We start from the raw sequence: 26,705 nt of genomic DNA, 5'->3' as shown, positions 1-26,705 counted from the left end.
AGGGGCATTTCTTTTAAAATTTTATTAGTTGTTTCCCGGCAGATATTGTGCTGACAGCGCTTTTAAAGACTAACTGCTGCTTACCATCTACTTCTAATAATAATGTGTATGTATCATTCCCTTTAATCTTACATCTGATTGGAACACCTTTTTTTCCCATAAATACGGTTACGATCATCTCTGTTTCGATGATGTTACGGATGATGCTGTTTTGTATATCAATAACTGCCATGTTAGCCCTCCTTCTTTGTCTTATATTTATACTTTACTACAATTAGTCACAACTTTTGAGATTTTTTTAGCTGGATTAAAGAAATCCAGCATCTATCCGTCTTAAGAATACATGCTGGAGCAGATTTTTAGGAAGGATTTCTTTTTTGCAGAATCATTCGCAGTCCGCTTCTTGGCCTAAGTGTAATGGATGGAAATGTTTTAATTGGATGATGATTTGGCGCTAATTTAAATTTGAACCGTTGAGCTACAGAAACAAGGATAAGCGCTGCCTCCATTATCGCAAAGTGATTGCCAATGCATACTCTTGGTCCTCCGCCAAACGGAAAGAATGCATATTGGGGAATTGTCTTAATAAAATTATTTTCAAATCTTTCTGGTATGAACGACTCCGGATCTTGGAAGTATTCTGCCTTTCTATGCATCGCATACTGACTGACAAGAATCATATCCCCTTTTTTAAAGCGATATTCACCAATCTCAACATCCTTATCCACTTTCCGGCTTGTTACAAATGATGGTGGATACAAACGCAAGGACTCCCAAATGAGGTTTTGTGTGTAGGTTAATTTCATAAAATCAGAAGGAGCTGGTGGTTTTTTTCCTAGTACACTTTCTATTTCACTAAATAACTTCTCTTCAGCCTCCGGATGCTGAGATAATAAATACAATGTCCAGGACAGTGCGTTGGCAGTCGTTTCGTGTCCTGCAATAAAAATAGTCATTACCTCATCTCGCACCTGCTTGTCTGTCATCCCGATGCCATCGACATCATCTCTGGCATCCATTAAAATACCAAGCATATCCTCATGCTTAACTGGGTCCTTTCTGCGTTTCTGGATTATCTCCAAAACGACAGAATCGAGTTCCCTTATCGCCTTCTTCGTATCACGATTAAGCTTTGTCGGAACCCATAACGGCATTTTTTTAAGGCTTCTCATTCGTTTAACTGCTAATATTAAAGCAGTTTCAAGCGGTTTTCCGATGACCTTGTAGCCTTCTTTAAAGTCCATGTTGAACATTGTTTTACAAATAATTCCGAGTGTTATGTTCATCATATCATTCGTGATAATTCGTTCTTCCTCGTCTTTCCATGTCGATAAATAATCATTCGTTATATCTATCATATCTTGTCCATAATCCATGATATGAGATTTTTTGAATGCTGGTTGGATCAGCCTCCTTTGCCGCATATGGAAGTCTTTATCACTCGTGAGCAGTCCTTCACCGAAGATTGGTTTTAATGCTTTAAAATCATCAGATTTAACAAAGTTTTTCTGCTTTGTCACCAGGATTTGCTTAATCATATCCGGATTTGATACTAAGAAGACATTCTTCAAAGGACCTAAACGAAACTTTGCAACATCACCATATTCAGCCGCCATTCTTTCAAGGAATGCAGGCGGATCTGCTCGGAATTCAGCCAAATTGCCTGTCAACAGCTTCCCTTTTGGCCCTTTTGGTGTTTTAAATATGGCAATCTCGTTACTCAACTATTTTTCCCCCTTTAAATTTCCATACTTCTTTTATAGTATGGTGCAATGTTAAAGCAGGATTGTACTTAAGTGGAGGACAGTAAAAAGAGGACATAATAATTACAATACCGGCACAGACTCATTCAATCATTTGTCTGTTCGATTGTTTGTAAGCGTTCCTTTTCTGGAGTTCGTTCATTCCAGGCATATTGTATAATGTATGTTTTATTCTCTTCTACCAATTGAAATTCATTAAAGGATACATTCAGCTTTTTATTTTCTATTTTAACATAGTATCTTCTATCTTCTTCAAACTTTTCTTTGATTGTATACGCCCCAAAAGAGCTTGGATGTTTTCAACTTGCGAGCAAATAAAGCCTATATAAATAAATGATAACAACAAGTATAACACCCATTTTTGAGCAGCAAACCTTCTATCTGTTTCTTTCTCTATATGATTTTGACTCATTTTGTTTCTCCTTTAAAAAAGTAAGTTCATTATTTAATTCTATAGTATGTAAGAAATTTCCTTCACTTGCTCTTGATTGGTCAGAAGCCCATAAATGGACACGTACATATAACTTACTCTTTCCCAGATACCGAATTTTCTTCCTCGGCTTTCTGTTTATCCCATATTCTAAAAAATGGGAAGTAAATGATAAAGGAAAGCAGAATAATGACTAATTGAAGGATTGCTCCTGAGATACTGCCAGTAATTAAGTAGCCTTGAATAATTGGCGGCATCGTCCATGGCGGCACAATACCGATTGGCTTGGCAACAAGTCCTATATCCATAGAAACATAGGCGACTATAACAGACAGAATTGGTGTCAACACGAATGGTGCCATCATTAAAGGGTTTAGTACAATTGGCATACCGAAAATAATTGGTTCATTAATATTAAAGATACCTGGGCCTATACTTAACCGTCCAAGCTGTTTCATTTGCTGGCTTTTTGAAAAAAACAACATGGCCAGCACTAATCCTAAGGTTGTTCCAGAGCCGCCGATAAAAATGATGTCATTAAATTGATCTGTCACAATATGCTCTACAGGTTCACCTGCTCCAAAGGAGATGGCATTTTCGTTTGTTAACGTCAGCCAAACTGGTGTCATTACAGCACCAACTATGCTTGCGCCATGCAATCCTGTCGTCCACAGCAAAGTAATAAGGAAGAAAATAAAGATTGTTCCTAACAAACTTGTTCCTATTTGTGTTAATGGCTCTTGCAGTAATACTGTCACGATATTATGCAAGCTGCCAAAATCCCCTACATTTTCAACGATTAGTCGTAAAATCCACACTACAGAAATCGCAAAAAATCCAGGAATTAAAGCGGTAAACGACTTCGCAACAGCAGGTGGAACTCCGTCTGGCAATGTGATCACGATGTTTTTCTGCAGGATTTTCCGATAAATCTCTGTACATAATACTGCTATAATCATTCCAACAAACAATCCTTTACTTGTGAAAAGGGCGGTTTGATAGGCTGTTTCAACCACATCAACCCCTTCTGGTGTTTTCCCAATTACATAGGAAACAAAAGGTGTTCCCACAAAGTAGGCAGCTAGCGAAATGGCTCCAGAAGCGAGCGGGTCGACCTTGTACGATTCGGCCAGCCGATAGGCAATACCAAAGGTTGCAACTAATGCCATAATTTCAAATGATCCTCGATACGGGTAAAGAATGCTTGCTTTAAGCTTCGGATGCTCCGCCATATAATCTAAATACCCTTGAAAAGGAAGATTGGCTAAAATCAAAAATACAGAACCGATAATAATAAGGGGCATAGAAAGGATAATACCATCTCTTAATGCTTGTAAATGTCTTTGCTCAGCTACTTTCGCAGCGACAGGCATTACTTTTTCTTCTAAAAGCGTATTAAGCTTACTCACATAAATACCTCCTCACATATAATGAAAACGGTTACATTATTATATGTGAAGATTCTAGATTATGTGATATTTTTAAAATTATTTTTTATATTTACCTGCTTTATCCGATAAAATTTATCAACTTAGTAATGTCTCTATCAAAGCAACTAGCAACTAGCAACTAGCAACTAGCAACTAGCAACTAATCATTATACCCGTTTATTAAATAAAACAGCTGCTTTTTAAAGCAGCTGCCTTTCAAACACTAGATTGCCGGCAATAAAATAATAAATTCTGTCCCTTTGTTTCTTTCACTGTTCACCTTAATTTTACCATGAAAGGAATGAATGATTTGAAAGCTTACCATCATTCCCAATCCAGTTCCTTTTTCCTTTAAGGAGTAAAACGGCGATCCTAGACTATCTATTTGTTTTTTCGTCATGCCTATACCTTCATCTTTGACACTGATCTTAATCTGACCGTCAGCTGTTTTTGAACAAGTGATCCAGACCGTTCCACCGTGCGGCATAGCTTCAACGGCATTTTTTAAAATATTGATTAATGATTGATTCAATTTTTGGGAGTTGGCAAATATCCAGCATTCATCCGTCATATCTGTTTTTATACGGACATTATTGTTTAAAGCATAGTTTTCAAGAATATTAATTACCCGTTCTAACTGGTGTGCGGCATTAATTTTTCCATTATTATTTATGGCAGGCTTACCTAATGATAGGAAATCATTGATGATGTCGTTTGCTCTGTCTAATTCTTCTATTGAAATCTTAATATACTGCTTTTTAGTTTCTGGGAATTCGGGATCATCTAGAAGCTGAAGAAAACCTCGGGTAACTTGCATAGGATTTCTAATTTCATGTGCAAATACACTTGTAAGTTCACTTATTACTCGTAATTTTTCCGCATTTTGCAACTCAAGGCGCAGCCGTTGTATCTCTCTGATTGTTTCATTTAACATCGTAAAAAACCATGTTACACATACAACAAAGAATAAATGAATAATCTGTACTTTCAATGTATCCAAAGAAAATCCACGGATTACCCCTAAAAAAGTGAGTCCAACTAGACAATAATATAAGGAAAGACCAACTGCGATCATAACTCTCTTATCTTTTGATGAACGAATAAATAATCTTTGGAAAAAGAAAATAACCGGCATCGTTAATAGCAGAACTAATACTGTATTGTAAAAACCTACACTGATCCCAAAATTAAGACGGTAGACAATAACTAGACCAGATAGTAAAATGCCTGGCCAAAATCCTCCATACAACGCCCCAAATAGTAAAGGAATAATTCTGATATCCAGTCTGTTTTCACCAAAATTCAGCGGAAAGGACATGCATAACAAAATCGAAATTCCCCATAATACGGTCATTAGAATCGTCTTATTTCTTTCACTCTTTACTCTTTCAGTGATAATTGTGAAATAAATAAATATGGGCAACACCATTAGCGTCATTTGTAGTAAAAAATCTTTTAATATACTCATTTTGGCTACCTTTCCAAGTTAGGAGCAGTTTTGTAAAAATGCTAAATTTGACATAATTATACTCTATACTTATCATATTTTGTCGGTTTTTGCCGAAAAAAATAATGTTCAACATGATTTTCATATCTCATAAAGAGTATTATCTCCTTTCTATTGTTTCGGCAGAAATCAACCTCACTTTTATCTACATTCCGACAAATAATAAAAAAAAATGTGGTTAATCTAATAAAGTAAATAGTTTAACTAAATCAGGAGGAATATTATGGGTATTTTAAGCGGCAATCCGAAAGATGAACCACTGCATTATGGTGAAGTTTACGATATTTGGTCATCAGTATTTGGAGCTAATGGTATGATTGGTAGTTATCAGATCATGAAAAACCATACAGGTGACGATGAATTGAAAGAACTGCTGGATGAAGCAGTCAATTTATGCAAAAAGCAAAAAGAACAATTAGAAAAAATCTTGAAAGAAAATGGAATTGGCTTACCTCCAAGCATGCCAGAACCGCCAGAAGCTTGCTTAGAGGATATCCCCGTAGGTGCCAGACTTCCTGACCCAGCTGTTGCTAGTGCACTGTCTCTTGATTTAGCTGCAGGGCTCGTTTTAATGAGCCAGATTATGGCCAAAGCCATTAGAGAAGATGTTGGGATGATGTATGAGCAATTTCATACTCAAAAGACTGCCCTTGCTGCCAAAGTACTTCGTTTAAACAAAGACAAAGGCTGGCTTGTACCTCCGCCGCTGCATGTAATTAAACAAGGTGATTGTTAAAAAACAAACCTGTCCACTTGCTTTAGTTGGACAGGTTTGTTTTTTATCGTCTCGTCTGCTCATATAAATACTGTAAACCGTATAATAAGTACGCTTTTTGAGACTCCCACGGCTAAAACCGCAAGCCCTATACCTTACGGTATAACGGGTGGGATTCTTGAATGACTAAACGTTCGCAGTCCATTTCTGTTTTGAACAGCCTTCAAGGTTAGGGTATCTCATTACCCCTCCTAAGACAGTGCATATAGCATCTTAGGCTGATTGACTGTTACCATCAATCACAGGTGCATATCGAATATTCATTGCACCGACTATATCCCGATGTTTTTTGAATCCGCATTTGCAGTGATACTTCCTATCTTTCGCTTTGTTTATTTCAGAACAGTTTGGGCAAATTTGTGAAGTATAGGACGCGTTCACAAACTCTACTTTAATGCCAGCCAACTTGGCTTTGTATTCGATGAATTGAGATAAGCGATAGAACGACCAACTGTGTAGATTCTTTTCGTTTTTACGGCTTGTTCTTGCCGTCTGTCTAATATTTGCTAATTGCTCCAAGCGAATGACAGAAATCTTATTACTTATGGCGAAATTAACTATTTCACGACTAGTTTTGTGATCCTGATTTTTCATCCATCGTTGTTCTTTATCCTTTGAATTTCGAATGGCATTGATTTTTTTCTTTTTTCCTAATGCTTTGCGTTCAGAACGATATTTACGTTTTTTATACTTATTTCGTCTTCCGTTTCCGAAGAAACGTACTTTTTCATCATCTGTTACGCCTACAGCAGGTACTTTCAGACCCAAATCAACACCCATCACTTTTAGGCCTGTTCCTTCGACAGTAGAAATGTTGACAGAAATTTGAGCCATCCATTTATTAGCTTTCTGTGTGATTCGGAGCGTACCTAATTTGTGTTTCAACAAATCAAAGTTTCGATTATCTTTATCAACTAATAAAGCACGAATAGGTGTCTTAGTTGCCTTACCATTAATCATAAGCGGCATTGAAATATGCGTGAAATCAAACGAATAGTTTTGATTATTCCAAATGCAAACTGGTTTCTTTAAAACAGGAATGATGGTGAATTTACTTTTCGTCACTTTTTTAAAAACACTTTTTGCGTCTTTAATGGCTTGATTCTTCACAGCACTTGGAAGAGAGACTGAAAGATCCTTGCTTGTTTTCTTTGTGCTTTTCTTTTCCACCATCATTTCAGAAACAAGCGTATTGATTGTGGATATATATGTCAAGCTCATTTCACGCAAAATCAAAATTTGTTCTTTTGTTGGAAGCAATTTAACTTTAACGGTTATGGTTTGTGGCACAATAATCACCCCCTTGTTTTTTGTTGTTCCACATAACGCTTGATTGTTTCGCTCGATACGTTTCCTGCGGTAGAAACAAAATAGGACCGTGTCCATAAACTAGGCAAGTGTTGAAGATGTGGAAACTCTTTTCGCAATATTTAGAGGTCACCCCTTATACTGTTAATCTAATTATTATTAATTTATAGATTTAAAACTAAAAAGTACCCTTCTACTGGATAGTAGAAAGGTATTGTCAGTATATACTATTTTTTATTATCATGGAGCCAGTGAAACAACCCAAAAATGACTGTTGGCTACATCAATCACCGCTTCTGAAAACTGGATATCTTCTTCTTGCTCTGGAAAAAAGTAAGTGTATACCATAAAGCCCTGCACAGCCATTTCTCGTAAATTCACACTTCGACCGATCGTAACAAAGCGGCTTTCGGTTTCCTCGGCATGCTTCTTAGCAAACTCCGTTACGAGTTCATCTTTTTCTTTAAGATATGCAAATACCTCCATTGGTTTTGAGCCTTTTGGAATTCTAACCTTTTCTTTTGCAAGAAAGTATGTTTTATTTTTAAAATCGATTTTGGCAAAATTAGTTCTTCTTAGTGTTTCGTTGATTTCTTCTATCGTTTCTTCATTAAGTTTTAAAATCACAGACTTACCTCTTTCTAATAAAATTTATAGTCTTTTTGTAACAAAGGCGCCAAGAATAACAACAAAATAGATTCCTCCTAAACAGACGATCAGCAGCCCTGTTTCAATTAAATGAATACCCATAAAGTAGACAACTATTAATGAGGCACCGCTTCCTAATAAGATAACATAAAGTGTTATCATAAAATAACGCATTAAAAGCATAATACTGCGTTCATCAACCTCTGGAACATTACCATTTCTCTTTTTAGATAACTTAGCAGCAATGAAATAAAACAACAGACCTATAGCTGTACCAACTACGACAGCACCAGCTAAGTCATAGTCAAATCCGCCTGTTTCACCTCTAATTAAATATACTCCTAACAATCCGCCTGTTAGAAAACAACAAACCATAAAGACTAAAGCAATTATCAGCAGCTTGTTTTTTTTCATAACTACTCTCCTTTCGTCTTCTCCAAATAAAATAACACTTCAATTGGAACATCAAAATACTCCATTAACTTTAAAGCTAACTCAAGGCTGGGATTGTACTTATTCTTTTCAATTGCATTGACAGTTTGTCGAGTAATTTGCAAATCCTCCGCTAATTTAACTTGAGTTATCCCTTTTTTCAAACGAATTTCGCGAATATGGTTTACCACTTTCATATACATGCCTCCACACCGGAAGTAAAGATATCTTTACACTTATTATATGCAAACCAACTAGGATATGTAAAGACATCTTTACACTTTAGTGGAGAAAAGTAAAAAAACGCCAGATGAAAATCTGACGTTTTTCCTAAAAAACTTTATTTTAGTTACCCTTATTTATCGGAATAGTGACTCTTGCGATTGTCTGATTATTATCAGAGGTAATAGCTATTTCTCCACCGTACCTGCTTACAGTTTCCTTTACAATAAACAGACCTTGTCCTCGCAGTTTTCCGTGCTGTTCTTTTTTTGTTGAGTAGCCGCTTTTGAAAATAAGGTCTTTATCCTTATCCCGAATAGGATTTCCAGTGTTAGCTACTTCAAAAATATAGTGTTTAGCATCGACTTTACACACAATCTTCATTTTTCTTTTCTGCTCTGGCAATTCTGTTGTAGCATCAATCGCATTGTCTATTAAATTGGATAAAATCTTAATTAAATCCGTTGTCGTTAAAGTAGAATATGAATCCTGGACTACCTCAAACTCAATTTGAATTTGATGATTTTGGGCAGCAAGCTTTTTCGTTTGCAACAGAACCGAAAGTCCTGGGTTATTAACATCTAATGCAATAGATTTAATCATATGAATTTCTTTGGCAAGAATGGATAAGTATTCAAGGGCCTTATCTGTTTGCCCAAGTCTCAGTAAACCATGAACCACCTGAATATGATTGGAATAATCATGGCGTAAGGATTGAACAGATGACACTAATGATTGCAGTTCAGTTTGATAGGTATCCTCTGTATCGCCTACTTCCTTTTTTAATTCTCTTGAATACCAATTTTGCAGAACAAAAAAAGCGGCAACCATCAGTATAACAAATAGACCATTAAACACGAAGCTTGAAATACTGCTTCTTAATGCTTTGTCACTAATATTATTAACAATGTCTGCACTTATATCAATACCAAGATAGCCAATAATTTCATCCGTCTTATCCTTAATCGGCACGCCAACCGTTAAATAATCCCCATAGATCGAATCTGAAATAATGTTTGTGGAAAAAATTTTCCCAAAGTAGGCCATTCTAACTTGTTCTTCTGGAACAGTACAAATACCCCCGATTGGAAATTCCTCCTTTTCCTCAGCTGACATGGCGACAATCATTGCTCTTGATACATTAGGATTATTAACTAATAGTGTATACACATGAAGTGCACCGTTTTTTTCCCTGGCATCCTCTAAATAACCCTTCACTTCATAATAATAATCGTTTTTCACTGGATTTCTTAGAAATAACTTATAGGTTTCTGTATCCATTGAGGCAGCAATTGATTTGGCAGCCTCTATATTTTGATTCACAACGGAGTTTACCACTGTTTTTTTTATATTAAAGTAGGAAGAAAAGATATTAACAATCATAAACATTACTACTATAAGAATGGATAAAAGAAAGATAGATTTTAATTTTTTATTTTTCATTGTTACATCCTCTTTAGTACTTTGTCGAAATTAACTCAAAACGATATAATATCACTATTTTTACCTAGTTTACCATACAATCTTAAACCTTTCGTACTAGGAAGCTAGATTTATTTAATTCAGGAGCTTAATAACTAGGAATTAATAACCAATTGGAATTTAAAACCATCTTACATGGATAGTATTGGGAAAGGTGAGAATGTGGAGGATTAGGCTTTTTTTATTAAGCTATTAGTTTTAAAAAACATCTAGTAGCGGCGGTACTAGTCATATGGCATTTATAAGCACCAGTAATATGTCAACAAGATTATCTCCTAAATGCCATCTCTTCTATCGAACATAATGCAAATAAAGCTTAGCCAATTTCTCTTTCCATAATCACATACTCTTTGTCTTCTTTTTTAAAGCTTTCGCCTGTTTCAAGCAAACCGAATTTCTGATAAAAAGCCGCTTTATTCTTTCTCGCATTACACCAAATTTTCTTTATGCCAAGCTTTTCTGCTTCCATTAGTACATATTGCAATAATGCACTGCCATATCCCTTGCCTTGTTCTTCTGAAAGTGTGGCAAATTTGCGAAATTGAGCTTCCTCATCTGAAACAAACAGAGAAATAACCGAAACTAGGTCGTTTCCTTTAAAAAGCCCATAGTGGATTCCTGTATCATCATCAGCTAACTTAATAAAGTCAAAATGCTTTTCAGGCCACATCACCTTATGCCTAAGCTCCCATGCCTTTTCTTTATGTATGGCCGAAATGATAGTTTCCATAATATCTCTCCCTCCAAATATATTAAAGGCTGTCATGCAAGAATATGGTGACAGCCTCTAAACCTCGTTTCTTATTCTGTTCATTTTAGTTGATTTTTGGCGCGGTACATCTCCGCATCTGCTTTTTTAATCAGTAATTCAACAGAGTCACCATCCACTATAGAGATTGATAAACCGATGCTTGCACCAATCTTTAGCTGTTTGCCCTCAATAATAAATGGTGCTGAAATTGCTCTTTTAATGTTTTCCATGAGCAATTGGAGATTAGCCTTGTTTTCGATATTGGCGCAAATAACTGTAAATTCATCCCCGCCCCAGCGAGCAACCAATCCCTTATTTCCAATGGCAGCGGAAAGTCGGTTCGCTACTTCAATTAGAAGCTGATCACCTATTTCATGGCCAAAATTATCATTAACGAACTTGAACCCGTCCAAATCAATCAACATCAGCCCATGAACTTGCTGCTTACTATCGTCAAGCAGCTCTTGGACTTTTTGTTTGAATAATCGTCGGTTTGGCAGTTCTGTGACAGAATCGTGATACGCAAGGTGGGAAATTAGTTCCTCAGCCTCTTTGCGTTCCGTCACATCTCGACCGACGCCAATCTTTTGCAGGATATTCCCAGACTCATCACGGATAACTTCAACTGTTGTTTCATACCAGCGATATTCACCATTCTTATGCAGAACTCGTCCCGTAAATCGTACTGTATCCTTATCAATATGGTAAGTATTCTGAGTATCAAGCAGCCGGGCATAATCATCAGGATGATTAAAGTTAATCTGTGGTTGTCCAATAACCTCCTCTGGTGTATAACCGAGCAGTGCCGTCACAGTTGGTGAAATGTATGTAAACATTCCGTCGCTTGAGAAGGAAGATATAATATTTTGGGATTTTTCAGAAATGAGTGTGAACATTTCTTGTATATTTAATAATCCCCTGTTCTGTTTCAAGGATTGGGTAATATCTTCGAATGTAAGCATCTTGCCAACTTCTTTTCCTTCACTCATAAGGGGTATAACAGTCAAATTTACATATAGAAGCTGCCCCTGTTTATGCGGAATGGCTAATCTTTGCCGAGAATTGTCAGCAGTGCCATTCATTAGCTGCTTTAAAGGAATTTCTAACAGCTCTTCTTTTGTATAACCAAATATATTTAAAACAGCAGCATTTGCGTCTACCATTTGACCGTTCATATCCATAAGAATGATTCCGTCTGGATGATAGTCAAAAAAACGTTGAAAGACACCATGTTGCTCTAATATTTTATTTTGCAGTTCCATGTAACTATCCACCTTTAACGACATCTGGACTATTGAAAAATATTAAATCTTATCCTTTTATTATATTTCCTGCTTACAAATGAAAGCAAAGGAAATTTCTAGTTTTTGATGATAAAAAAGATGACTGCGAACAGTCATCTTCACTCTTTATATATCCTCTGTTTTTTCTTGTTTTAAAATCAATACTTTATCCACTCTAAATTGATCCATATCGACTACTTCCAACACTAAATCCTCGATTTGAATTGTATCCTTCACTCTCGGTATAATTCCTAAGCTATTGGTGATAAATCCGCCAAGGGTGTTATACCGTTTATTCTCTATATCTGTTGCTGTTTTCTCTAACCCGAAATACTCTAAAAATGTATCGATAGAAACGAGCCCATCTGCCAACCAGGAAGTTTCTGTTCGTTCAATGATATGAGGCTCCGCTTCATCTTCCCTTTCCGGCATATCTCCAACTATATTCTCCACAATATCATGAAGTGTGACAAAACCTTCTATTCCGCCGTATTCATCAATAACAATCGCTTCATGTTGACCAGCATTTTTCAAGCTTTCAAGAGCTTGATACACTTTCATTGCTTCTGGCAGCACTAATGTATTTTCTATGCAATCAGCTAATTGGAAATCTTGGTTTGCAACCATTTTGGAAAAAACATCTTTTGTATGAATTATCCCCTTAAAGTCATCCAGACTCCCTTTTCCAACTGGAAACTTAGAATAAGGACTCTGTTCCATCACACGAATACTTTCTGAAAATGAATCTTCTAAATCAATCCACACTAATTGCGTACGTGGTGTTAGGATATCTCCAAGGCGCTTGTCTCCTAAATAAAAGATTTGTTCTACAAGATCTTGTTCAATCGCTTGAACCACTCCGCTGTAAACACCTTGTTCAATTAATTGAGTAATTTCTTCTTCCGTAACATCTGGTTCAGCAGCAGGTTTAATTCTTAAGAGACGTAACACTAGTTCTGTCGATTTACTTAAAAACCAAATAATCGGCTTGCCTATTTTAGAAAAGTAAAACATTGGTTTAGCGATGAGACAAGCAACCTTCTCTGGATTTCCCATCCCTATCCTTTTCGGCACCAATTCTCCAATAATTAATGATAAATAGGTAGATAAACCAACAACGATGACAAAACTTATTTCATAACTGAATCTGGACAGCACTTCTATTTTCTCCACGTAAACAGCTAGTTGACTGGCAATCGTTGCTCCTCCAAAGGCACCAGTTACAACCCCGATTAACGTTATACCAATCTGAATAGTTGAAAGCAGCTGATTCGGATCTTCCGCTAATTTCAAGGCATACGCGGCCCGTAAATCGCCACTTTCTTTTATTCTTTCGAGTCTGTTCTGTTTAGAAGTAACAATCGCTATCTCCGTCATCGCAAATATTCCATTTGCAATAATTAATATGAATAATATAAGAATTGAAACCCATATGCTCTCCAATAGACTGTCACCAACCTTTAGTAGAATGTTTTATTATTAATTGTTAATACCCGTTTTATCAAACTTATCTCGTGTAATGACATATAATTTGTGTGTTATAAGGTATTTTTAAGCCATAAGTTTTGCTATTTGAGTAAAAAGCGACAGAACAAATTTCTCTTAGGAAAATATAGAAGGAGCTGGTAATACAGTAGAAAACTTTATGACTAGCGACAGAAAAGGTTTTGTCCTTATTTTAATAAAATACTGACGTTATCGTATGTACTTACAAAAGAACTCTCAAGTTGGCTGGTCCTAAAAACTCATTCTCGTTAATGTATTCAAAAAAGGATAAGGCAAGGAAAAAAACTATTTAGAGTAATCCCTTATTAAACCAAAATACAAATCTTCTTACGATATATAACATAAAAAAATTAATGCCCACACTTAAGAAAAAGTTCCAATGCTTAAATTCAATGAGCGAACTATATTTATTTAATAAAAAAGTATAGGTTGCTAAAAGCAAATTGAATAGAAATGTATGAAAAAATTTTCTTGAAGTGCTTTTATCTGTCGGATAATAAACAATAAAAAAAACAAAAAATGTAGGATATACTGCATAATGCAAAGAAAAACTTAGTTTTGTCGCCTTTGCAAACTCTCTGTATGGAAATTCTAATAGTCCAAACAGAACCTGTATATACTCATAAGCCCATGCAACCGTGGAAGAAAACAAAAATGCTATGATAGATACTCTAAGATATTTCTTCGGAATTAACAGCAGTAATAAACTTATGGAAATTACCCACGAGACGATTAAGATGAGTTCATTTTTCATTAATTTGCACCTGTTTTAGACCTTTTTTAAACCATTTATAAGCAATATCATTTAAAAAAAGAGCGATATTCACGGTAATAAATGTCCAATACCAGTTCCATTTTATATATTTCACTAATACTGTGAATTTCTCTAAAAGCACCTCTATTGTGGTAAAAAAACCTGAAATTCCAACATAATACAATATAATGATTAGCCAATGTTTACTTCGCGGAAAATATAGGCTAAAAAAGATAGCTATGACTGGAAAAAAGAAAAATTCAAACGAAAAGCTAGATTTATTATAGGAGTTTGTATTCGGTAATAACTGAGTAGGATACTCTATCCACCCTAGCTCCACTGTAAATAAGCCTGCCGGCCAAGTTATAAGCTGTAAGAATAAAAACAAAACCCATGCATCTCTCCACCTATGTTTAGGGATAAATCGCCATAATGCAGAAATACAAATTATAGTTAAACCGATTAGAAACCATCTTTCACAATTCAATTTAGATCACCAAATATATTTTTAACTTAGTTTGATAACATTATGTATTTATCATCTTAAATATAAATTTTCATTGCCATTTTTACTTATACATAAATTACTACTTGAAAAAACAGCTAGGAACTAGTACACTTACACAAGTGCTCATTTAACTTCATATCAACAACCTGTATAACCTTAAGAATATGGCTTAAGGGTTTCTACCAGGAACCATAAAATCCTGATTACAGAAAATGATTTAATCATTTTTTGTAATCAGGATTTTTTTATTTTATTTAGTTAGAAAGGATGTTTTCTCTAATATGAATTTAAAGGTTTTTATACTCGCAATATCAACAGTCGCTGTTGGACTTGTTGAACTTATCCTAGGCGGATTACTGCCGACAATAGCTGACGATTTTAATATTTCATTAAGCACGGCCGGACAGCTCATATCTGTTTTTGCACTAGTTTATGCAGTATCTGGTCCTGTTTTACTCGTTTTAACCAGTAAAATAGAACGAAAAAAATTATATCTTGTGTCTTTATTTATTTTCTTTCTCGGAAATATCATGACATATTTCAGTCATACCTTTACCTTTATGATGATCGCCCGAATCCTAACATCAATGAGCACGGCATTAATTGTAGTATTGTCTTTAACACTTGCTGCTAAGGTAGTCGCTCCCGAACATCGTGCAAAGGCTTTAGGACTTATTTACATGGGGATTAGTTCATCACTTGTGATGGGTGTGCCTCTTGGTATACTTATTTCCAATTCATTTGGCTGGCGGATTATATTCTTAGGAATAGCGATTTTATCAATTGGTTCCTTTGTACTTATTTCCGTTTATCTGGAGAAAGTTCCCGGAGAAAGCACCATCCCACTTTCTCAACAATTGCGGGCTGTTACTAGTACAAAAATCGGCAGTGCCCATCTTGCTACTATGTTTATGCTAGCAGGCCATTATACGATTTATGCATATTTCACACCATTTTTAGAAACAGAGCTTCACCTAAATTCTAATTGGATTAGTCTTTGCTATTTATTATTTGGACTTGCTGCAGTTAGCGGCGGTGCATTTGGTGGAATATTATCAGACTCTATTGGAGCACAGAAAAGTATTGTCGTAGTTATCAGCGCATTTGCTGTAGTACTTTTCTTATTACCATTTACAACTTTCTCACTTATCGTATTTATCCCAATCATGATGGTTTGGGCAGCATTAAGCTGGAGTCTCGCACCGCCACAGCAAAGCTACTTGATTCAAACAGACCCAGCTACATCTGACATCCAGCAAAGCTTTAATAATTCAGCCTTACAAATAGGGATTTCCTTAGGCTCTGCCTTCGGCGGAATTGTGCTAACACAAACCGGAACAGTTTCCAAAACAGCCTGGTTTGGCGGTGTCATTGTCATCATTGCCTTATTATGTGCAATCTTCTCATTAACTCGAAAAACCGTAAATAGATCGAAGGCAATTATAATTTCATCCGTACAAGAAGAAAATATTAATTAGTTCTAGAAAACAAGTAAGACACTATTCTTCAGATGTGTTTTACTTGTTTTTTATTATTATTATTAGAACTTTATTAATGGAATTGCTGCCGTTTTAGTTGGCTGATCAAAATTGATAGCGGCTATAGATGGGGAACCCGCTGGACCTGTCGCTCCGGTCGGACCGGCTACTCCTGCTGGTCCCGTTGCTCCAGTTGGACCAGTTGGTCCAATTATTACAGTAGCAGATAACAGTGCTACATCATCAACTAAAACATCAGAAGCGCCTTCTAAAGGTATTAAGTAGCAAATATGTCTGTGTTGTTCCTACCGGGGCTGTTCCGGTAGTTAATATATTTCCTTTCATGTGCTTATTTGAGCATTAGGAAGCCTGTTTGGAGGTATAAAATTTGAAGCACCAGTCCCTAACAACTGTAAATTCCGTCCAAAAAAGAAGATTTGAATTAATACAGCAGGTGCTTGAAGACTATTGGGGCGCGCAAGTGAAAGAAAAAGCTCTAAAGTATCACCAGTAGCTGCAGGCACGAACTGACTAAGAAGAAATTGTTCCTTGCTGCAACAAAGCTGCTTAAGTTCCTGAATGAGAGTTAACATTGGTAGTAGTCGAATTAGATCCAGTAACCCAGCCATTCAGGTTTCCAGTTTCGAATCCACCGTTCGTAATTAATTCAGTAAACTCATTTTTCTCTCCTTTCAAAGTAAATACTTATCCGTATATACTATGAAAAGGAAAGAATGATGGATAAGCTGTTATCCTTACTCTGATTATGTTGCTTTTTTAATCGTATAAACTACAAAGCTCCTATTTTAACTTTTAAATTCACAAGAAACTATCAGGATTTTTTAAAAGAATTAAATAAATTATATTATATCTACCTCGATTTCCAACACAAAAAAAGCCGCCAAACGGCAGCTAATATTGTCTACAAAATGTTATTTAATATAATCATAGATATTTTTCACCAACAATAAACAGGTTACTGTAATAAACAGCGCGCGAACAAAACTGCTGCCTTTTTTTATGGCATATTTTGAGCCGCAGACAGCTCCTGCAAGCTGTGCTAACCCCATAATTATTCCATATGTATAATTCACTTGTCCTAAAAACATAAACATTAGCAAGCCAGCAATATTACTGCCAAAATTCAAAAACTTTGCATTACCTGCTGCCTTTAGAAAATCAAAACCTATCAACAGAAAAGCAAAGATCAGAAAAGAACCTGTACCAGGGCCTAAAAACCCATCGTAGAATCCAATTGCAAAAATAGCTGCTAGAAAAATATGGCGAAATGATAATTTTTTCGGGGTAGAAACGCTGCCCCAATCCTTTTTGAAAATTGTATAAACTGCTACTGCTGCAAGCATTATCAGCATTAAGGGTTTAAGCATTTGCGGATCCATTAAGTGTACACACCAAGCTCCTAACATCGAACCAATAAAGGTGAGCGGAAATAATTTATACACTGATTTTAAATCAAGCTTGCCGGAGCGATAAAACATCAATGTACTCGTTAAGGAGCCCATTGTTGACGCTAGTTTATTAGTAGCTACTGCTGCTGCTGGATTCATTCCTGTAAATAAAAGGGCTGGTAATGCAATCAAGCCTCCTCCGCCGACAACTGAATCAATGAATGCAGCAAAAAAACCAAACACAATCAAAATTATTAATACCGTTGGGTCTAAATCAAACAATATCGACAGCTCCTCTATTAGTCACTATTCAAATAGTAACTAAATATTTGATAAATGTAAACAGTTATTGTATCGTTTAAACTATAGAAAATGTATAATTGGAGGACGTGGAAAAGTGAGCGATATTGTACAGCAGCTCAAAAAACTTGGTTTTAATGAATATGAAGCTAAAGCTTATGTATCTTTAGTAAAATCAGGCCCTGTAACTGCCTATCAAGTTAGCAAAGAATCAGGTATTCCAAGGGCAAGAATTTATGATGTTTTAACTACGCTCGTGGAAAAAGGGATTGTCTTAAAGGAAGAAATTAATGAGGCTGCTCGCTATTCACCGCTTCCTGTTGAGATTTTTCTGCAAAAAGCTAAGTCAGAATGGCAATCAACTTATGAAGTAATTAATGATTCATTAAAAGAACTTGAAACGTCTGCGAAGGAAGTCGACAATCGGGTTATTACTTTAAAGGATTATCAAACAATCATTAGCTATTGTCAGACATTAATTAATAAAGCAGAAAATCGTATCGTTATTTCCATGTGGGATGATATGTATTCAGCATTGGAGGGCTATCTTGCTGCTGCTGCTAAAAGAGTGGCAGTAAAAGGGATAACCATACATGTTAACAAACCGCTTAAAAACATAGAAACACATCGTGTTACGTCCTTTACGGAGACATCCTCCACTGAGCATTGGTTTATTTTATCGATTGATTCTAAAGAGATGATTTATGGTCCTTCTTTTGAGGAGCGCAGCATTGCTTTTTATACAGATGACCCTGTCCATATTTATTTGTTAGAGGATTATGTATGGCATGATGTTCTTGTCAATCGGCTTGTACGGCGCAGTTCCGATGACTTGGAAAAATGGATTACAACGGAACGCCAAGCCTTTTTTAAGAAAAATTAAGAATATAAACTTCTTACGAGAATAATGTTATATGAAAATATTCAGTCCACTTACAGCTAAGAAACTTTTATAGGGGGAATTAAAGTGTCATTTAAACCTAAAGCCATCTTTTTAGACATGGATGGTACCATTTTAACTTCTGTAAATAAAGTAAATATGAAAACAAAAGAAATAATTGATGATCTACGAAGCCAAGGCATTTTTGTTTTTATTGCTACTGGAAGAGCTTTCGATGAGATAGCAGATTTAGTTCCAGAGGGCTTTCAAGTAGATGGCTTTATTACATCAAATGGAATGGCAGGATATATTGGAGACAAGCCAATCTTTCAACATTCCTTGTCTATAGATTTAGTAAAAACAGTGATTGAAAAAGCACGTCAAAATAAAATATATTATGAGCTTTTTCCATACGGGGCGTCTCGCATTACTTTAAATGAAGACAAAGATTATGTAGTAAATGAAATCAGAGATCCAAAACCAGACGATGTGGAAATTAATGAGTGGCTATCACGCAAACAAGCAATTAAAGAAGAAATCGCTTGGAAGGATAAGATTGAAGGAGATATGTTTTCGAAGTTTTATTTCTTTGCCAGAACAAAGGAGCATATTAATGAATGGAAGGAAGTCCTTCATGAATTAAAACAAGAAATGGATTTTACTACTTCCACCTCTTCCAGTCATAATGTTGAATTAATGTTCGCAAATGTTAACAAAGCAACAGGAATTAAACAAATGTTAGCTCATTTCGAATTACCGGAAGAAAATATATTGGCTATCGGTGACAGTTATAATGATTTGCCTATGTTTGAGTTTGTCAGCTTTGCAGTAGCAATGAAAAATGCAGCTGAGCCAATTAAGCAAATTGTTGATGATGTAACAGAATTCACTTGCGATGAAGATGGCGTTCATCATTATTTAACTAGATTCTCTACTGTGAAAATCTAGTAAATTAAGAAGTTCTTATTCATATAGATTGGTTCGCTATAATTAAACAAAATTAACCGAGGTGATAAATATGTTTTGCAAGCCATTGTTTGAAAATGATGTACCAGCAGCATCCTCCTGCTTCTAATGGATGTGATGGCTGCATCTCTCCGTTAGGGCATTTATTGACCTGAATAATAATCGGAGGGAATATATAAATGAAAAACACCTTATTAGGTTCATTATATTTAATATTAGCATCCAGTATTTGGGGCGGTATGTATGTTGTTGTGAAAGTGGTCGTAGCGGTTATACCTCCCCTAGAATTAGTATGGATGCGCTATATGGTCGCCATTCTTGCACTTCTTTTAATCGGATTACTTACAAAACAGAAGTGGAGAATTGAAAAACGTTATATCCTGTTAATTATAGCAATTGGCATAATCGGCAATACCATTTCCATTGTTGCTCAAGAAACGGGTACTATGCTGTCGACTGCCCAAATGGGTGCGATTATTACATCCTCGACACCAGCCTTTATGGTTATATTCGCACGCCTTATTCTTAAAGAACGCTTGACTATAAACAAGGCAATTTCTGTTTGTTTAGCTACAGTTGGAGTGGTATTAATTGTTGGAATCGGAAATATGAGTGTGTCAAACACACTTGGCGGTGTATCACTTGTAATTGCCGCCTTAACATGGGCATTAATGTCCGTACTCGTAAAACGTGTGCCAAGTGATTACTCACAAATAGTTGTCACAACATACGCCACATTGGTGGCGCTAGTATTGCTGACGCCGTTTGTTTTACCGCGTCTGTCTGCAATCAACTTTTCTGAACTTACTCACCCTACTATTTGGGGAGGTCTCTTATATTTAGGAGTTATCTCAACAGCAGGCGGATTTCTGCTATGGAATCGCGGCTTACAAATGCTGAATGCTTCAAGCGGCGGTATCTACTTCTTTTTCCAACCAGTTGTCGGAACATTACTAGGCTGGCTTCTGCTTGGTGAGAGGATTGGCATTATGTTTTGGATTGGCTCCTTCCTAATTCTTATAGGTGTCTTATTCGTAATTAGAGAGGATAAATAGTCGGTTGAACCCCTTCATAGGAAGGGGTTTTTTATTATCTAAGAGGATTCTTTTCGGTATTGCAGACAAAAAAATCAGGCCATCGAGAGATATCTCGACAGCCTGATTCAAATATGTTTACTCCAAGGAACAAGATGTTTGCAACAAAAAGGATAATCTCACTAGTTAGGTCATCATATTACCTAGTGCTGCTTAGGAAAAAGTACAGCTTTTTTTTACAGAGTTACTTCCTAAAATCTATACCTCACTTATTTACAGATATAATCTGCTCACCTGTTATAACCGACTGACTATCTACAACTAAAATTTCACGATAGTCAGTAGAATTTGTAACAATTATAGGTGTAATTGTATTCAAACCAGCTTCCTTAATTTTTTCTATTTCGAATTCTAAAAGAACATCACCCTTGCTGAAATAATCCCCTTCTTTTAGGTTTAAAGTAAAGTATTTTCCTTCTAAGCTGACAGTATCAATACCTACATGGATTAACAGCTCTGCTCCTGTATCTGATTGCAAACCAATCGCATGCTTGGATGCCATCACCGTAACTATTTTCCCATCAAAAGGTGCCTTGACGATACCAGCTGCTGGTATTATTGCAGCCCCTTTTCCCATTAACCCGCCAGCAAATACTTCGTCAGGGACAGATGAAAGCGGTACTAATTCACCATTCAATGGACTAAAAATAATAGTGTTTTTTTCTTGTTTTTCTTTCGGCTCTGCCGCTGGCTGTTCCTTAGTGTTAACTTTACTGTTTTCTTTATATCCGAATAAATAAGTCAGAATAAATGCTAATACGAATGCAAGGACGATGGAGATTAAAAATCCGAAAAAGCCTTGATTTATGCCGTCAGGACTAATAAACAATGGAATTCCAAAAATACCGCCTAAAGCAAATCCATATACAGTGGATCCCATTGATCCAGCAATAGCCCCTGAGATAGCTGCACTGATAGAGCCTAAAATAAATGGAGTTTTCGTTGGCAATGTTACACCATAAATAACTGGTTCTGTTACACCCATAATACCTGCTATTGTTGCAGATGTTGCTGTTGGTTTCAATTTCTTGTCCTTTGTTTTTAGTGCAACAGCAAACGCTGCACCGGTTTGTGCAAATGTTGTACAGAATAACATTCCGTTAATTGGATCAAAGCCATTTGCAGTAATGTTGTTTAGTAAAATCGGAATAAATGCCCAATGCAATCCAAAAATAATTAGAATTTGCCATACTCCTGCTAAAATAAATCCGGCAACTAACGGACTTAAATCATAAACACTCATTGCCCCTTTTGCTAAAAAGTCACTAATAGTTGTAGAAATTGGGCCTACTACTAGAAAAACTAGGGGCGATGCAACAACAATTGCCACTAATGGCACAATAAACATGCTGATTGAGTTATGAACTACCTTCTTAAGAAGATGTTCTATTTTTGCTAAAATAAACGCTCCAATAATAATTGGCAATACAGAAGATGTATAGTTAATTAATGTAATAGGAATCTGCAAAAAGCTGAGTCCCGTGCCATCATTAACAGCTGTAGTAAATGTTGGGTATACTAAAACGGCCCCCAGTACTGCTGCTAAATAAGGATTACCATTAAACTTCTTACCTGCTGAAAAACCTAAAATAATAGGAAGGAAATAAAATAGTGCATCTGATGTCGCATACAGAACTTTATATGTTCCCATTTGGTCTGTCAGCCAGCCAAGTGATGTAAATAAAGATAATAGCCCTTTTAATATACCTACTGCAGCCATAACACCAACAACTGGCATAAAAATACCAGATATCATATCAACAAACCGGTTAAACAAATTGCCCTTCTCTTCTTTTTCATCACTTTGAGCAGAAGCTGCTGCTTCACCGCCCATATGTGCGGTCACTTCTTTATAGACATGGGGAACTTCATTTCCAATAACTACTTGGAATTGTCCTCCGCTTTCCACTACTGTAATAACTCCATCTATTTGTTTAATTTCCTCTTTATCTGGCAGATTAGTATCCTTTAACTTAAAACGTAGCCGTGTCACACAATGTATGACACTGTTTACATTATCTTTTCCCCCAACTGACTTTAAAACTTCTTCTGCCGTTTTTTTATGGTTCATTCGTAATCACTCCCCTATATTAATACACTGAATACGCTTTCTTATTTCTTAGAAGGAAAGAGCATTTTGCTCTAGTTCCCTCTTTTTTCCGTAGGATTTCTTGTAGTTACACAAGCAATGATAACAGCGATTATTCCCCCTGCTAATTTTGCAACTATCATTGGCACGATCATTTTCTGATTGATGCTGGCGATAAATCCTAAATGCCCTCCCAGAACAAAAGAAGCACTTACCGCAAAAGCAATCGATATGATTTTTCCCTTTGGCTCCATATCTTTGACCATCATAAACATCGGAATATTATGTGCTAAGGAGGCGATCATTCCACCTGTTGTATTAGTATCAACAGACAATACTCTTCCTAACTTGACCAACGGCCGCTTTAGCAGAACTGTTAAAATGTGGACGAGCGGAAAAGCCCCCGCAAGAATAATCGCTATCTTACCGACAATTAAAATCGACTCTGACAAAGGAACTAAATTAGGCAATATCGTAAAGCCAGTAATTGTTTGTATTCCGATAAATGCCAGACCTATTATAGAAATAACACTTATCATTTTTCCAAATAAACGAAAAAGGACGACTGTCTGTTTCGGAAAGAGCTGTAACCCAATAATGATTAATATAGATAATCCGATAGGAATAATAAGATTATAAACAATAATTGCCCAATCAAATCCTCCTACAACTCCACCTACGATGCATCCAAAGGGAATTGCTGCAATTCCAATCAGAATGCCCTTTGAAAAATATTCATAATCGTCTTTTCTGACAATTTCAAGCGCAACTGGAATAGTAAACACTAATGTTGAGCCAAAGGTTGTGCCAAGAAAGACAGAGGAAAAAAGGCCTGCTTGTTCATTTAAAGCCATTTCTTGCGCTAATGAATATCCTCCCATGTCAACAGCAAGGATTGTATTGGCAAAAGATGCAGGATCTGCACCGATAAAGCTGTAAATCGGTGTGATAATCGGGATCAGGGCATCAGCCAGCAGCGGGGCTAATGAGACAATTCCAATCATGACTAATGCCAAAGAACCCATTGTTTGTATACCTTCATAAAATTTCGCTCCAATGCCGAAACGATTGCCAAAGCTGTAGTCTAAAGCTCCTACAAAAAACAGCAGAGCAATAATAATCATCAATAATGTATTTATGATCATAGCAGATGTTAAAAATGAATCACTTGCTTATTCTGGCTGCTTTCATATGTGCCAAATACAAGCTGTAACGTTTTTAAATTATCTTCCCCGCTTGTTTGGAAATCTGTTCCTTCATTTAAGCATTCAATGAAGTGAGCATGCAGATTTTTATGACTTTCAATATAATTGAGCTCAGTTGATTCTATATATGTCTTCTCCGCACCTTTATTATCGATAATAGATATTCTGCCATTGTTATACAGCTTAATGGTAGCTTTATCTCCTTCAATAATTAATTGCTCTTTATGATCAGGCAATACTTGTTCTGGCACTTCGGCTTCTAAATCTCTTCTAGTCGCCCAGCTCATATCCATATAGCCGAAGAAGTCATCATAGCCTAACATAATTAAACCGGTATCCTCCCCTTCTATAAACGGACTAATTTGTTTCGTTTCTGCATAGAGGCGTTTTGGTTCCCCAAACAAAAATCTCCACGTATCAAACCAATGTACACCCATCTCAAAAAATAACAGCTTTGGCATATCGCGAAAGAATGGCTGAGGCAGGTTTTTTTCAGGTGAAAACCTTGGTGAATACCAATCTGTATGGATGTAGCGCACTGTTTGAACTATTCCTGCAATGTTTTCAGCCAACATGCTTTTCATAATTTGGAAAGGCTCTAGCCAGCGCCAGTTTTCCGTAACCATTAAACGCACTCCTGCCTCATTTGCTATTTTCACCATTTCTTCTGCTTCTTCTAATGTATTAGCGAACGGCTTTTGGCACATGATATGCTTTCCAGCCTTTGCTGCCAGCTTCACAAGTTCTAAGTGCGTCTCAGGAGGCGTCACAATATCAATTACATCTATATCTGCATTTTCCATCATATTAATGATATCCAGATACAGGTTTTCACTCGGAATATGAAACAATTCGCCTTTTTCCTTTAACAGTTCCGCATTTTTATCGCAAAATCCGTTAATTTGAACCGTTTCAATGGACTGCCATGCTCTTACATGCTTTTCAGACCAATAACCAGCCCCTATAATTCCAACTTTCCACATCTTAAGACACCTCTAGCTTTCTATAATTCTAGTTGTTTCGTGTTCCTATTATCAAAACATCGTTTGTAAAATCGTGTAAAGGGATTATTGTGTTCGCCTCTTCTGTTGCTACTACTTCTGTTTGACTAAATCTTCTATTTACTAAGTCGATAGTAGTGAATACATAATCACTGCTGTCAAGCTCAAGCTTCAATTTCGTATTAACAGGCATATAGATTACAATCGTATCTTCATTCCCAGCAGCTCTAATTTCTTTTGATTTGTCTTTAATAATATCCAACGGTTTTAAACCATGCAGACAATACAATTCCATTAAGTATTTCAAGAAGGAATAATCCCATGCTCCTTCAAACTTTAAGGCATCTCGCCAATCATATGGTGTGTCAAACCCTTCCCCTTCAACGATTCCGAAGCTTTGTCCTTTTTTATGCCAGCTCCAAATACCATGTGCTCCATAAGTTATTCCCGAAGCTCCGCCTGCAAGCACGCTTTGCCAAGCAGCTTTTCTGACATCAAATCTTGTAAATCTTCCATATATATTACGGCTGTAGCTGATTTCTTCATAACATGGCTCCCCGTTAACAACAGGTCTTCCTTCTGAACTCTCGTACAAATATTCAGCAATTTCATAGGCAGTGGGCTGAAATTGAGAATTATGTCCTGATTGGTACATATAAAAATCCAAATCACGTCCTTCTGTAAAGACATCCGGTATCTCTCTGAGCCTTCCTTGAATATGAAGAGTTGTTACACTTTCAGGACTGATTCTTTTCACTGTTTCCAAAGCTTTTTCATAGTAAGCAATAGATCGCTCTGTTGGGAAATTCGAATCACCGCTAACTAAATAAATCGGTGAGAATTTAGCATATCTTTGCACTACATACTCGACGTATGGCTCAACATTTTCAAGCGGTATTTTGTTATCAGCTTGAAACATGTCTGCCCAAGTGTCTGGTACATAATTGCACCATAATAGTACAAGTGCTGGAGTAAACCCATGTTTGACTGCCATTTCCAGCATAACTTCAGCTCGGTCAAAATACTCTATGTCCATTGAGCCGTAATCATATGTGCCATCTTCCATTTGTTTAAATGGATGCAGATTCAGATTTGATCCACTTGCATCCCACTGTCTTAACATATTGATTTGGAGTACATTAAACCCTTGCTTTTTACGGTAGCTGAGGTAGTCCTCCCATTCTTCCAATGTTGCATTTGTAAAAGCACTCCATACGGTGTCAGCTAAATAAAAAAATGGTTTATTATTTTTTATAAAAATCTTTTCCTGTTTATTGATTTTTATGGTCATATTTTTCTTAACCTCCTAAATTAAAAATAATAATTTTAGTTAAGTTTATATAAACTTTATTGAATGTATCCGCTTCACAATTAGATATTAACACCAACACCCTTTAACGTCAATGTATTTTTCAGTATTCTTCACATAAATTTACTAAACTATACTAAACTAAATCCACTAAACTAAACAGAGTAAAAGTGAT

General features: G+C 36.2%; 27 protein-coding genes, 1 pseudogene and 1 riboswitch. Of the genes and pseudogenes, 7 read left to right on the top strand and 21 right to left on the bottom strand.

Features of this window, described 5'->3' with window-relative positions:
- Positions 1–13: 13 nt before the first annotated feature.
- The 5 genes from M3600_RS22045 to M3600_RS22025 form a co-directional block, all read right to left on the bottom strand.
- The gene (locus M3600_RS22045; RefSeq protein WP_251647621.1) at positions 14–232 is read right to left on the bottom strand and encodes an RNA chaperone Hfq; all 219 of its coding nucleotides are present in this window, start codon (positions 230–232) and stop codon (positions 14–16) included.
- Between the two features lie 127 nt (positions 233–359).
- Positions 360–1,724 carry a cytochrome P450 gene (locus M3600_RS22040; RefSeq protein WP_237942586.1) on the bottom strand — a complete coding sequence of 455 codons (1,365 nt, stop codon included), beginning with the start codon at positions 1,722–1,724 and terminating at the stop codon, positions 360–362.
- A 262-nt stretch (positions 1,725–1,986) separates the two neighbouring features.
- A complete protein-coding gene (locus M3600_RS22035; RefSeq protein WP_237942584.1) occupies positions 1,987–2,175 on the bottom strand; it encodes a hypothetical protein in 189 nt (62 codons plus the stop codon).
- Between the two features lie 113 nt (positions 2,176–2,288).
- Positions 2,289–3,602, bottom strand: coding sequence for a PTS cellobiose transporter subunit IIC (celB, locus tag M3600_RS22030; protein ID WP_237942582.1), 1,314 nt, complete (start codon positions 3,600–3,602; stop codon positions 2,289–2,291).
- A 244-nt stretch (positions 3,603–3,846) separates the two neighbouring features.
- Positions 3,847–5,091, bottom strand: a complete 1,245-nt coding sequence (locus M3600_RS22025) for an ATP-binding protein (protein WP_237942580.1) — start codon at positions 5,089–5,091, stop codon at positions 3,847–3,849.
- A gap of 262 nt (positions 5,092–5,353) precedes the next feature.
- Here M3600_RS22025 and M3600_RS22020 point away from each other — a divergent pair, with 262 nt between their 5' ends.
- Positions 5,354–5,866: a DUF3231 family protein gene (locus M3600_RS22020; RefSeq protein ID WP_237942578.1), complete on the top strand. Its 513-nt coding sequence runs from the start codon at positions 5,354–5,356 to the stop codon at positions 5,864–5,866.
- A 252-nt stretch (positions 5,867–6,118) separates the two neighbouring features.
- Here M3600_RS22020 and M3600_RS22015 read toward each other — a convergent pair whose 3' ends face one another.
- The 11 genes and pseudogenes from M3600_RS22015 to M3600_RS29070 form a co-directional block, all read right to left on the bottom strand.
- Positions 6,119–7,195, bottom strand: coding sequence for an RNA-guided endonuclease InsQ/TnpB family protein (locus tag M3600_RS22015; RefSeq protein ID WP_251647620.1), 1,077 nt, complete (start codon positions 7,193–7,195; stop codon positions 6,119–6,121).
- 5 nt (positions 7,196–7,200) lie between these two features.
- Positions 7,201–7,332: pseudogene (locus M3600_RS22010) on the bottom strand (transposase); the annotation flags it as partial.
- Between the two features lie 121 nt (positions 7,333–7,453).
- Entirely contained in the window at positions 7,454–7,840 is a 387-nt protein-coding gene (locus tag M3600_RS22005; protein ID WP_251647619.1) for a hypothetical protein, read from the bottom strand.
- 24 nt (positions 7,841–7,864) lie between these two features.
- Positions 7,865–8,275 (bottom strand): hypothetical protein, encoded by a 411-nt coding sequence (locus M3600_RS22000; RefSeq protein ID WP_237942572.1) that lies wholly within the window; start codon positions 8,273–8,275, stop codon positions 7,865–7,867.
- A gap of 2 nt (positions 8,276–8,277) precedes the next feature.
- The gene (locus M3600_RS21995) at positions 8,278–8,490 is read right to left on the bottom strand and encodes a helix-turn-helix transcriptional regulator (protein WP_237942570.1); all 213 of its coding nucleotides are present in this window, start codon (positions 8,488–8,490) and stop codon (positions 8,278–8,280) included.
- A 148-nt stretch (positions 8,491–8,638) separates the two neighbouring features.
- On the bottom strand, positions 8,639–9,958 hold the full coding sequence (locus tag M3600_RS21990; RefSeq protein WP_251647617.1) for a sensor histidine kinase: 1,320 nt from the start codon (positions 9,956–9,958) through the stop codon (positions 8,639–8,641).
- 355 nt (positions 9,959–10,313) lie between these two features.
- Positions 10,314–10,727, bottom strand: a complete 414-nt coding sequence (locus tag M3600_RS21985) for a GNAT family N-acetyltransferase (protein WP_237942566.1) — start codon at positions 10,725–10,727, stop codon at positions 10,314–10,316.
- 80 nt (positions 10,728–10,807) lie between these two features.
- Entirely contained in the window at positions 10,808–12,010 is a 1,203-nt protein-coding gene (locus tag M3600_RS21980) for a diguanylate cyclase domain-containing protein (protein ID WP_251647616.1), read from the bottom strand.
- A gap of 147 nt (positions 12,011–12,157) precedes the next feature.
- Positions 12,158–13,474, bottom strand: coding sequence for a hemolysin family protein (locus M3600_RS21975; RefSeq protein WP_251647615.1), 1,317 nt, complete (start codon positions 13,472–13,474; stop codon positions 12,158–12,160).
- Between the two features lie 352 nt (positions 13,475–13,826).
- Entirely contained in the window at positions 13,827–14,291 is a 465-nt protein-coding gene (locus tag M3600_RS29075; RefSeq protein WP_282581458.1) for a CBO0543 family protein, read from the bottom strand.
- On the bottom strand, positions 14,281–14,778 hold the full coding sequence (locus M3600_RS29070; protein ID WP_282581457.1) for a CBO0543 family protein: 498 nt from the start codon (positions 14,776–14,778) through the stop codon (positions 14,281–14,283). The genes M3600_RS29075 and M3600_RS29070 overlap by 11 nt, the downstream gene beginning before the upstream one ends.
- 147 nt (positions 14,779–14,925) lie before the next feature.
- A riboswitch (purine riboswitch) is annotated at positions 14,926–15,025 on the top strand.
- 55 nt (positions 15,026–15,080) lie between these two features.
- On the opposite strand from M3600_RS29070, the gene M3600_RS21970 reads away from it, so the two are divergent.
- The 3 genes from M3600_RS21970 (at position 15,081) to M3600_RS29065 (ending at position 16,791) form a co-directional block, all read left to right on the top strand.
- Positions 15,081–16,277, top strand: coding sequence for an MFS transporter (locus M3600_RS21970; protein ID WP_237942560.1), 1,197 nt, complete (start codon positions 15,081–15,083; stop codon positions 16,275–16,277).
- Positions 16,278–16,388: 111 nt separating this feature from the next.
- Positions 16,389–16,562: a hypothetical protein gene (locus M3600_RS21965; RefSeq protein WP_237942558.1), complete on the top strand. Its 174-nt coding sequence runs from the start codon at positions 16,389–16,391 to the stop codon at positions 16,560–16,562.
- Positions 16,563–16,665: 103 nt separating this feature from the next.
- Positions 16,666–16,791, top strand: coding sequence for a hypothetical protein (locus tag M3600_RS29065; RefSeq protein WP_282581456.1), 126 nt, complete (start codon positions 16,666–16,668; stop codon positions 16,789–16,791).
- A gap of 418 nt (positions 16,792–17,209) precedes the next feature.
- Here M3600_RS29065 and M3600_RS21960 read toward each other — a convergent pair whose 3' ends face one another.
- Positions 17,210–17,971, bottom strand: coding sequence for a TSUP family transporter (locus M3600_RS21960; protein ID WP_237944109.1), 762 nt, complete (start codon positions 17,969–17,971; stop codon positions 17,210–17,212).
- Between the two features lie 112 nt (positions 17,972–18,083).
- Here M3600_RS21960 and M3600_RS21955 point away from each other — a divergent pair, with 112 nt between their 5' ends.
- From M3600_RS21955 to M3600_RS21945, 3 genes are all read left to right on the top strand, one after another.
- Positions 18,084–18,869 carry a TrmB family transcriptional regulator gene (locus tag M3600_RS21955; protein WP_233315401.1) on the top strand — a complete coding sequence of 262 codons (786 nt, stop codon included), beginning with the start codon at positions 18,084–18,086 and terminating at the stop codon, positions 18,867–18,869.
- Between the two features lie 84 nt (positions 18,870–18,953).
- Positions 18,954–19,814, top strand: a complete 861-nt coding sequence (locus tag M3600_RS21950; RefSeq protein ID WP_233315402.1) for an HAD family hydrolase — start codon at positions 18,954–18,956, stop codon at positions 19,812–19,814.
- Positions 19,815–20,011: 197 nt separating this feature from the next.
- Positions 20,012–20,887 (top strand): DMT family transporter, encoded by an 876-nt coding sequence (locus M3600_RS21945; protein WP_237942556.1) that lies wholly within the window; start codon positions 20,012–20,014, stop codon positions 20,885–20,887.
- A gap of 244 nt (positions 20,888–21,131) precedes the next feature.
- On the opposite strand, the gene M3600_RS21940 is transcribed toward M3600_RS21945, so the two are convergent.
- The 4 genes from M3600_RS21940 to M3600_RS21925 all read right to left on the bottom strand — a co-directional run bounded on the left by M3600_RS21940 (position 21,132) and on the right by M3600_RS21925 (position 26,512).
- On the bottom strand, positions 21,132–22,997 hold the full coding sequence (locus tag M3600_RS21940; RefSeq protein WP_237942554.1) for a beta-glucoside-specific PTS transporter subunit IIABC: 1,866 nt from the start codon (positions 22,995–22,997) through the stop codon (positions 21,132–21,134).
- 71 nt (positions 22,998–23,068) lie between these two features.
- The gene (gene eutH / locus M3600_RS21935; protein ID WP_311315956.1) at positions 23,069–24,142 is read right to left on the bottom strand and encodes an ethanolamine utilization protein EutH; all 1,074 of its coding nucleotides are present in this window, start codon (positions 24,140–24,142) and stop codon (positions 23,069–23,071) included.
- A gap of 26 nt (positions 24,143–24,168) precedes the next feature.
- Entirely contained in the window at positions 24,169–25,203 is a 1,035-nt protein-coding gene (locus M3600_RS21930) for a Gfo/Idh/MocA family protein (protein ID WP_251647614.1), read from the bottom strand.
- Between the two features lie 28 nt (positions 25,204–25,231).
- Positions 25,232–26,512 carry a glycoside hydrolase family 140 protein gene (locus tag M3600_RS21925; RefSeq protein ID WP_251647613.1) on the bottom strand — a complete coding sequence of 427 codons (1,281 nt, stop codon included), beginning with the start codon at positions 26,510–26,512 and terminating at the stop codon, positions 25,232–25,234.
- Between the last annotated feature and the right edge of the window lie 193 nt (positions 26,513–26,705).

Source organism: Niallia sp. MER 6 (assembly GCF_023714395.1).
Classification (GTDB): domain Bacteria; phylum Bacillota; class Bacilli; order Bacillales; family Cytobacillaceae; genus Niallia.
The sequence above is the reverse complement of the archived record's forward strand: the minus strand, read 5'-3'. Positions and strand labels throughout refer to the sequence as shown.

Bases quoted from the DNA above. Each gene is read 5' to 3' on its own strand.
- M3600_RS22045 (WP_251647621.1), bottom strand. From the start codon at position 232: ATGGCAGTTATTGATATACAAAACAGCATCATCCGTAACATCATCGAA.
- M3600_RS22035 (WP_237942584.1), bottom strand. From the start codon at position 2,175: ATGAGTCAAAATCATATAGAGAAAGAAACAGATAGAAGGTTTGCTGCT.
- M3600_RS22025 (WP_237942580.1), bottom strand. From the start codon at position 5,091: ATGAGTATATTAAAAGATTTTTTACTACAAATGACGCTAATGGTGTTG.
- M3600_RS22020 (WP_237942578.1), top strand. From the start codon at position 5,354: ATGGGTATTTTAAGCGGCAATCCGAAAGATGAACCACTGCATTATGGT.
- M3600_RS22000 (WP_237942572.1), bottom strand. From the start codon at position 8,275: ATGAAAAAAAACAAGCTGCTGATAATTGCTTTAGTCTTTATGGTTTGT.
- M3600_RS21995 (WP_237942570.1), bottom strand. From the start codon at position 8,490: ATGAAAGTGGTAAACCATATTCGCGAAATTCGTTTGAAAAAAGGGATA.
- M3600_RS21990 (WP_251647617.1), bottom strand. From the start codon at position 9,958: ATGAAAAATAAAAAATTAAAATCTATCTTTCTTTTATCCATTCTTATA.
- M3600_RS21985 (WP_237942566.1), bottom strand. From the start codon at position 10,727: ATGGAAACTATCATTTCGGCCATACATAAAGAAAAGGCATGGGAGCTT.
- M3600_RS21980 (WP_251647616.1), bottom strand. From the start codon at position 12,010: ATGGAACTGCAAAATAAAATATTAGAGCAACATGGTGTCTTTCAACGT.
- M3600_RS29075 (WP_282581458.1), bottom strand. From the start codon at position 14,291: ATGAAAAATGAACTCATCTTAATCGTCTCGTGGGTAATTTCCATAAGT.
- M3600_RS21970 (WP_237942560.1), top strand. From the start codon at position 15,081: ATGAATTTAAAGGTTTTTATACTCGCAATATCAACAGTCGCTGTTGGA.
- M3600_RS21945 (WP_237942556.1), top strand. From the start codon at position 20,012: ATGAAAAACACCTTATTAGGTTCATTATATTTAATATTAGCATCCAGT.
- M3600_RS21940 (WP_237942554.1), bottom strand. From the start codon at position 22,997: ATGAACCATAAAAAAACGGCAGAAGAAGTTTTAAAGTCAGTTGGGGGA.
- M3600_RS21930 (WP_251647614.1), bottom strand. From the start codon at position 25,203: ATGTGGAAAGTTGGAATTATAGGGGCTGGTTATTGGTCTGAAAAGCAT.
- M3600_RS21925 (WP_251647613.1), bottom strand. From the start codon at position 26,512: ATGACCATAAAAATCAATAAACAGGAAAAGATTTTTATAAAAAATAAT.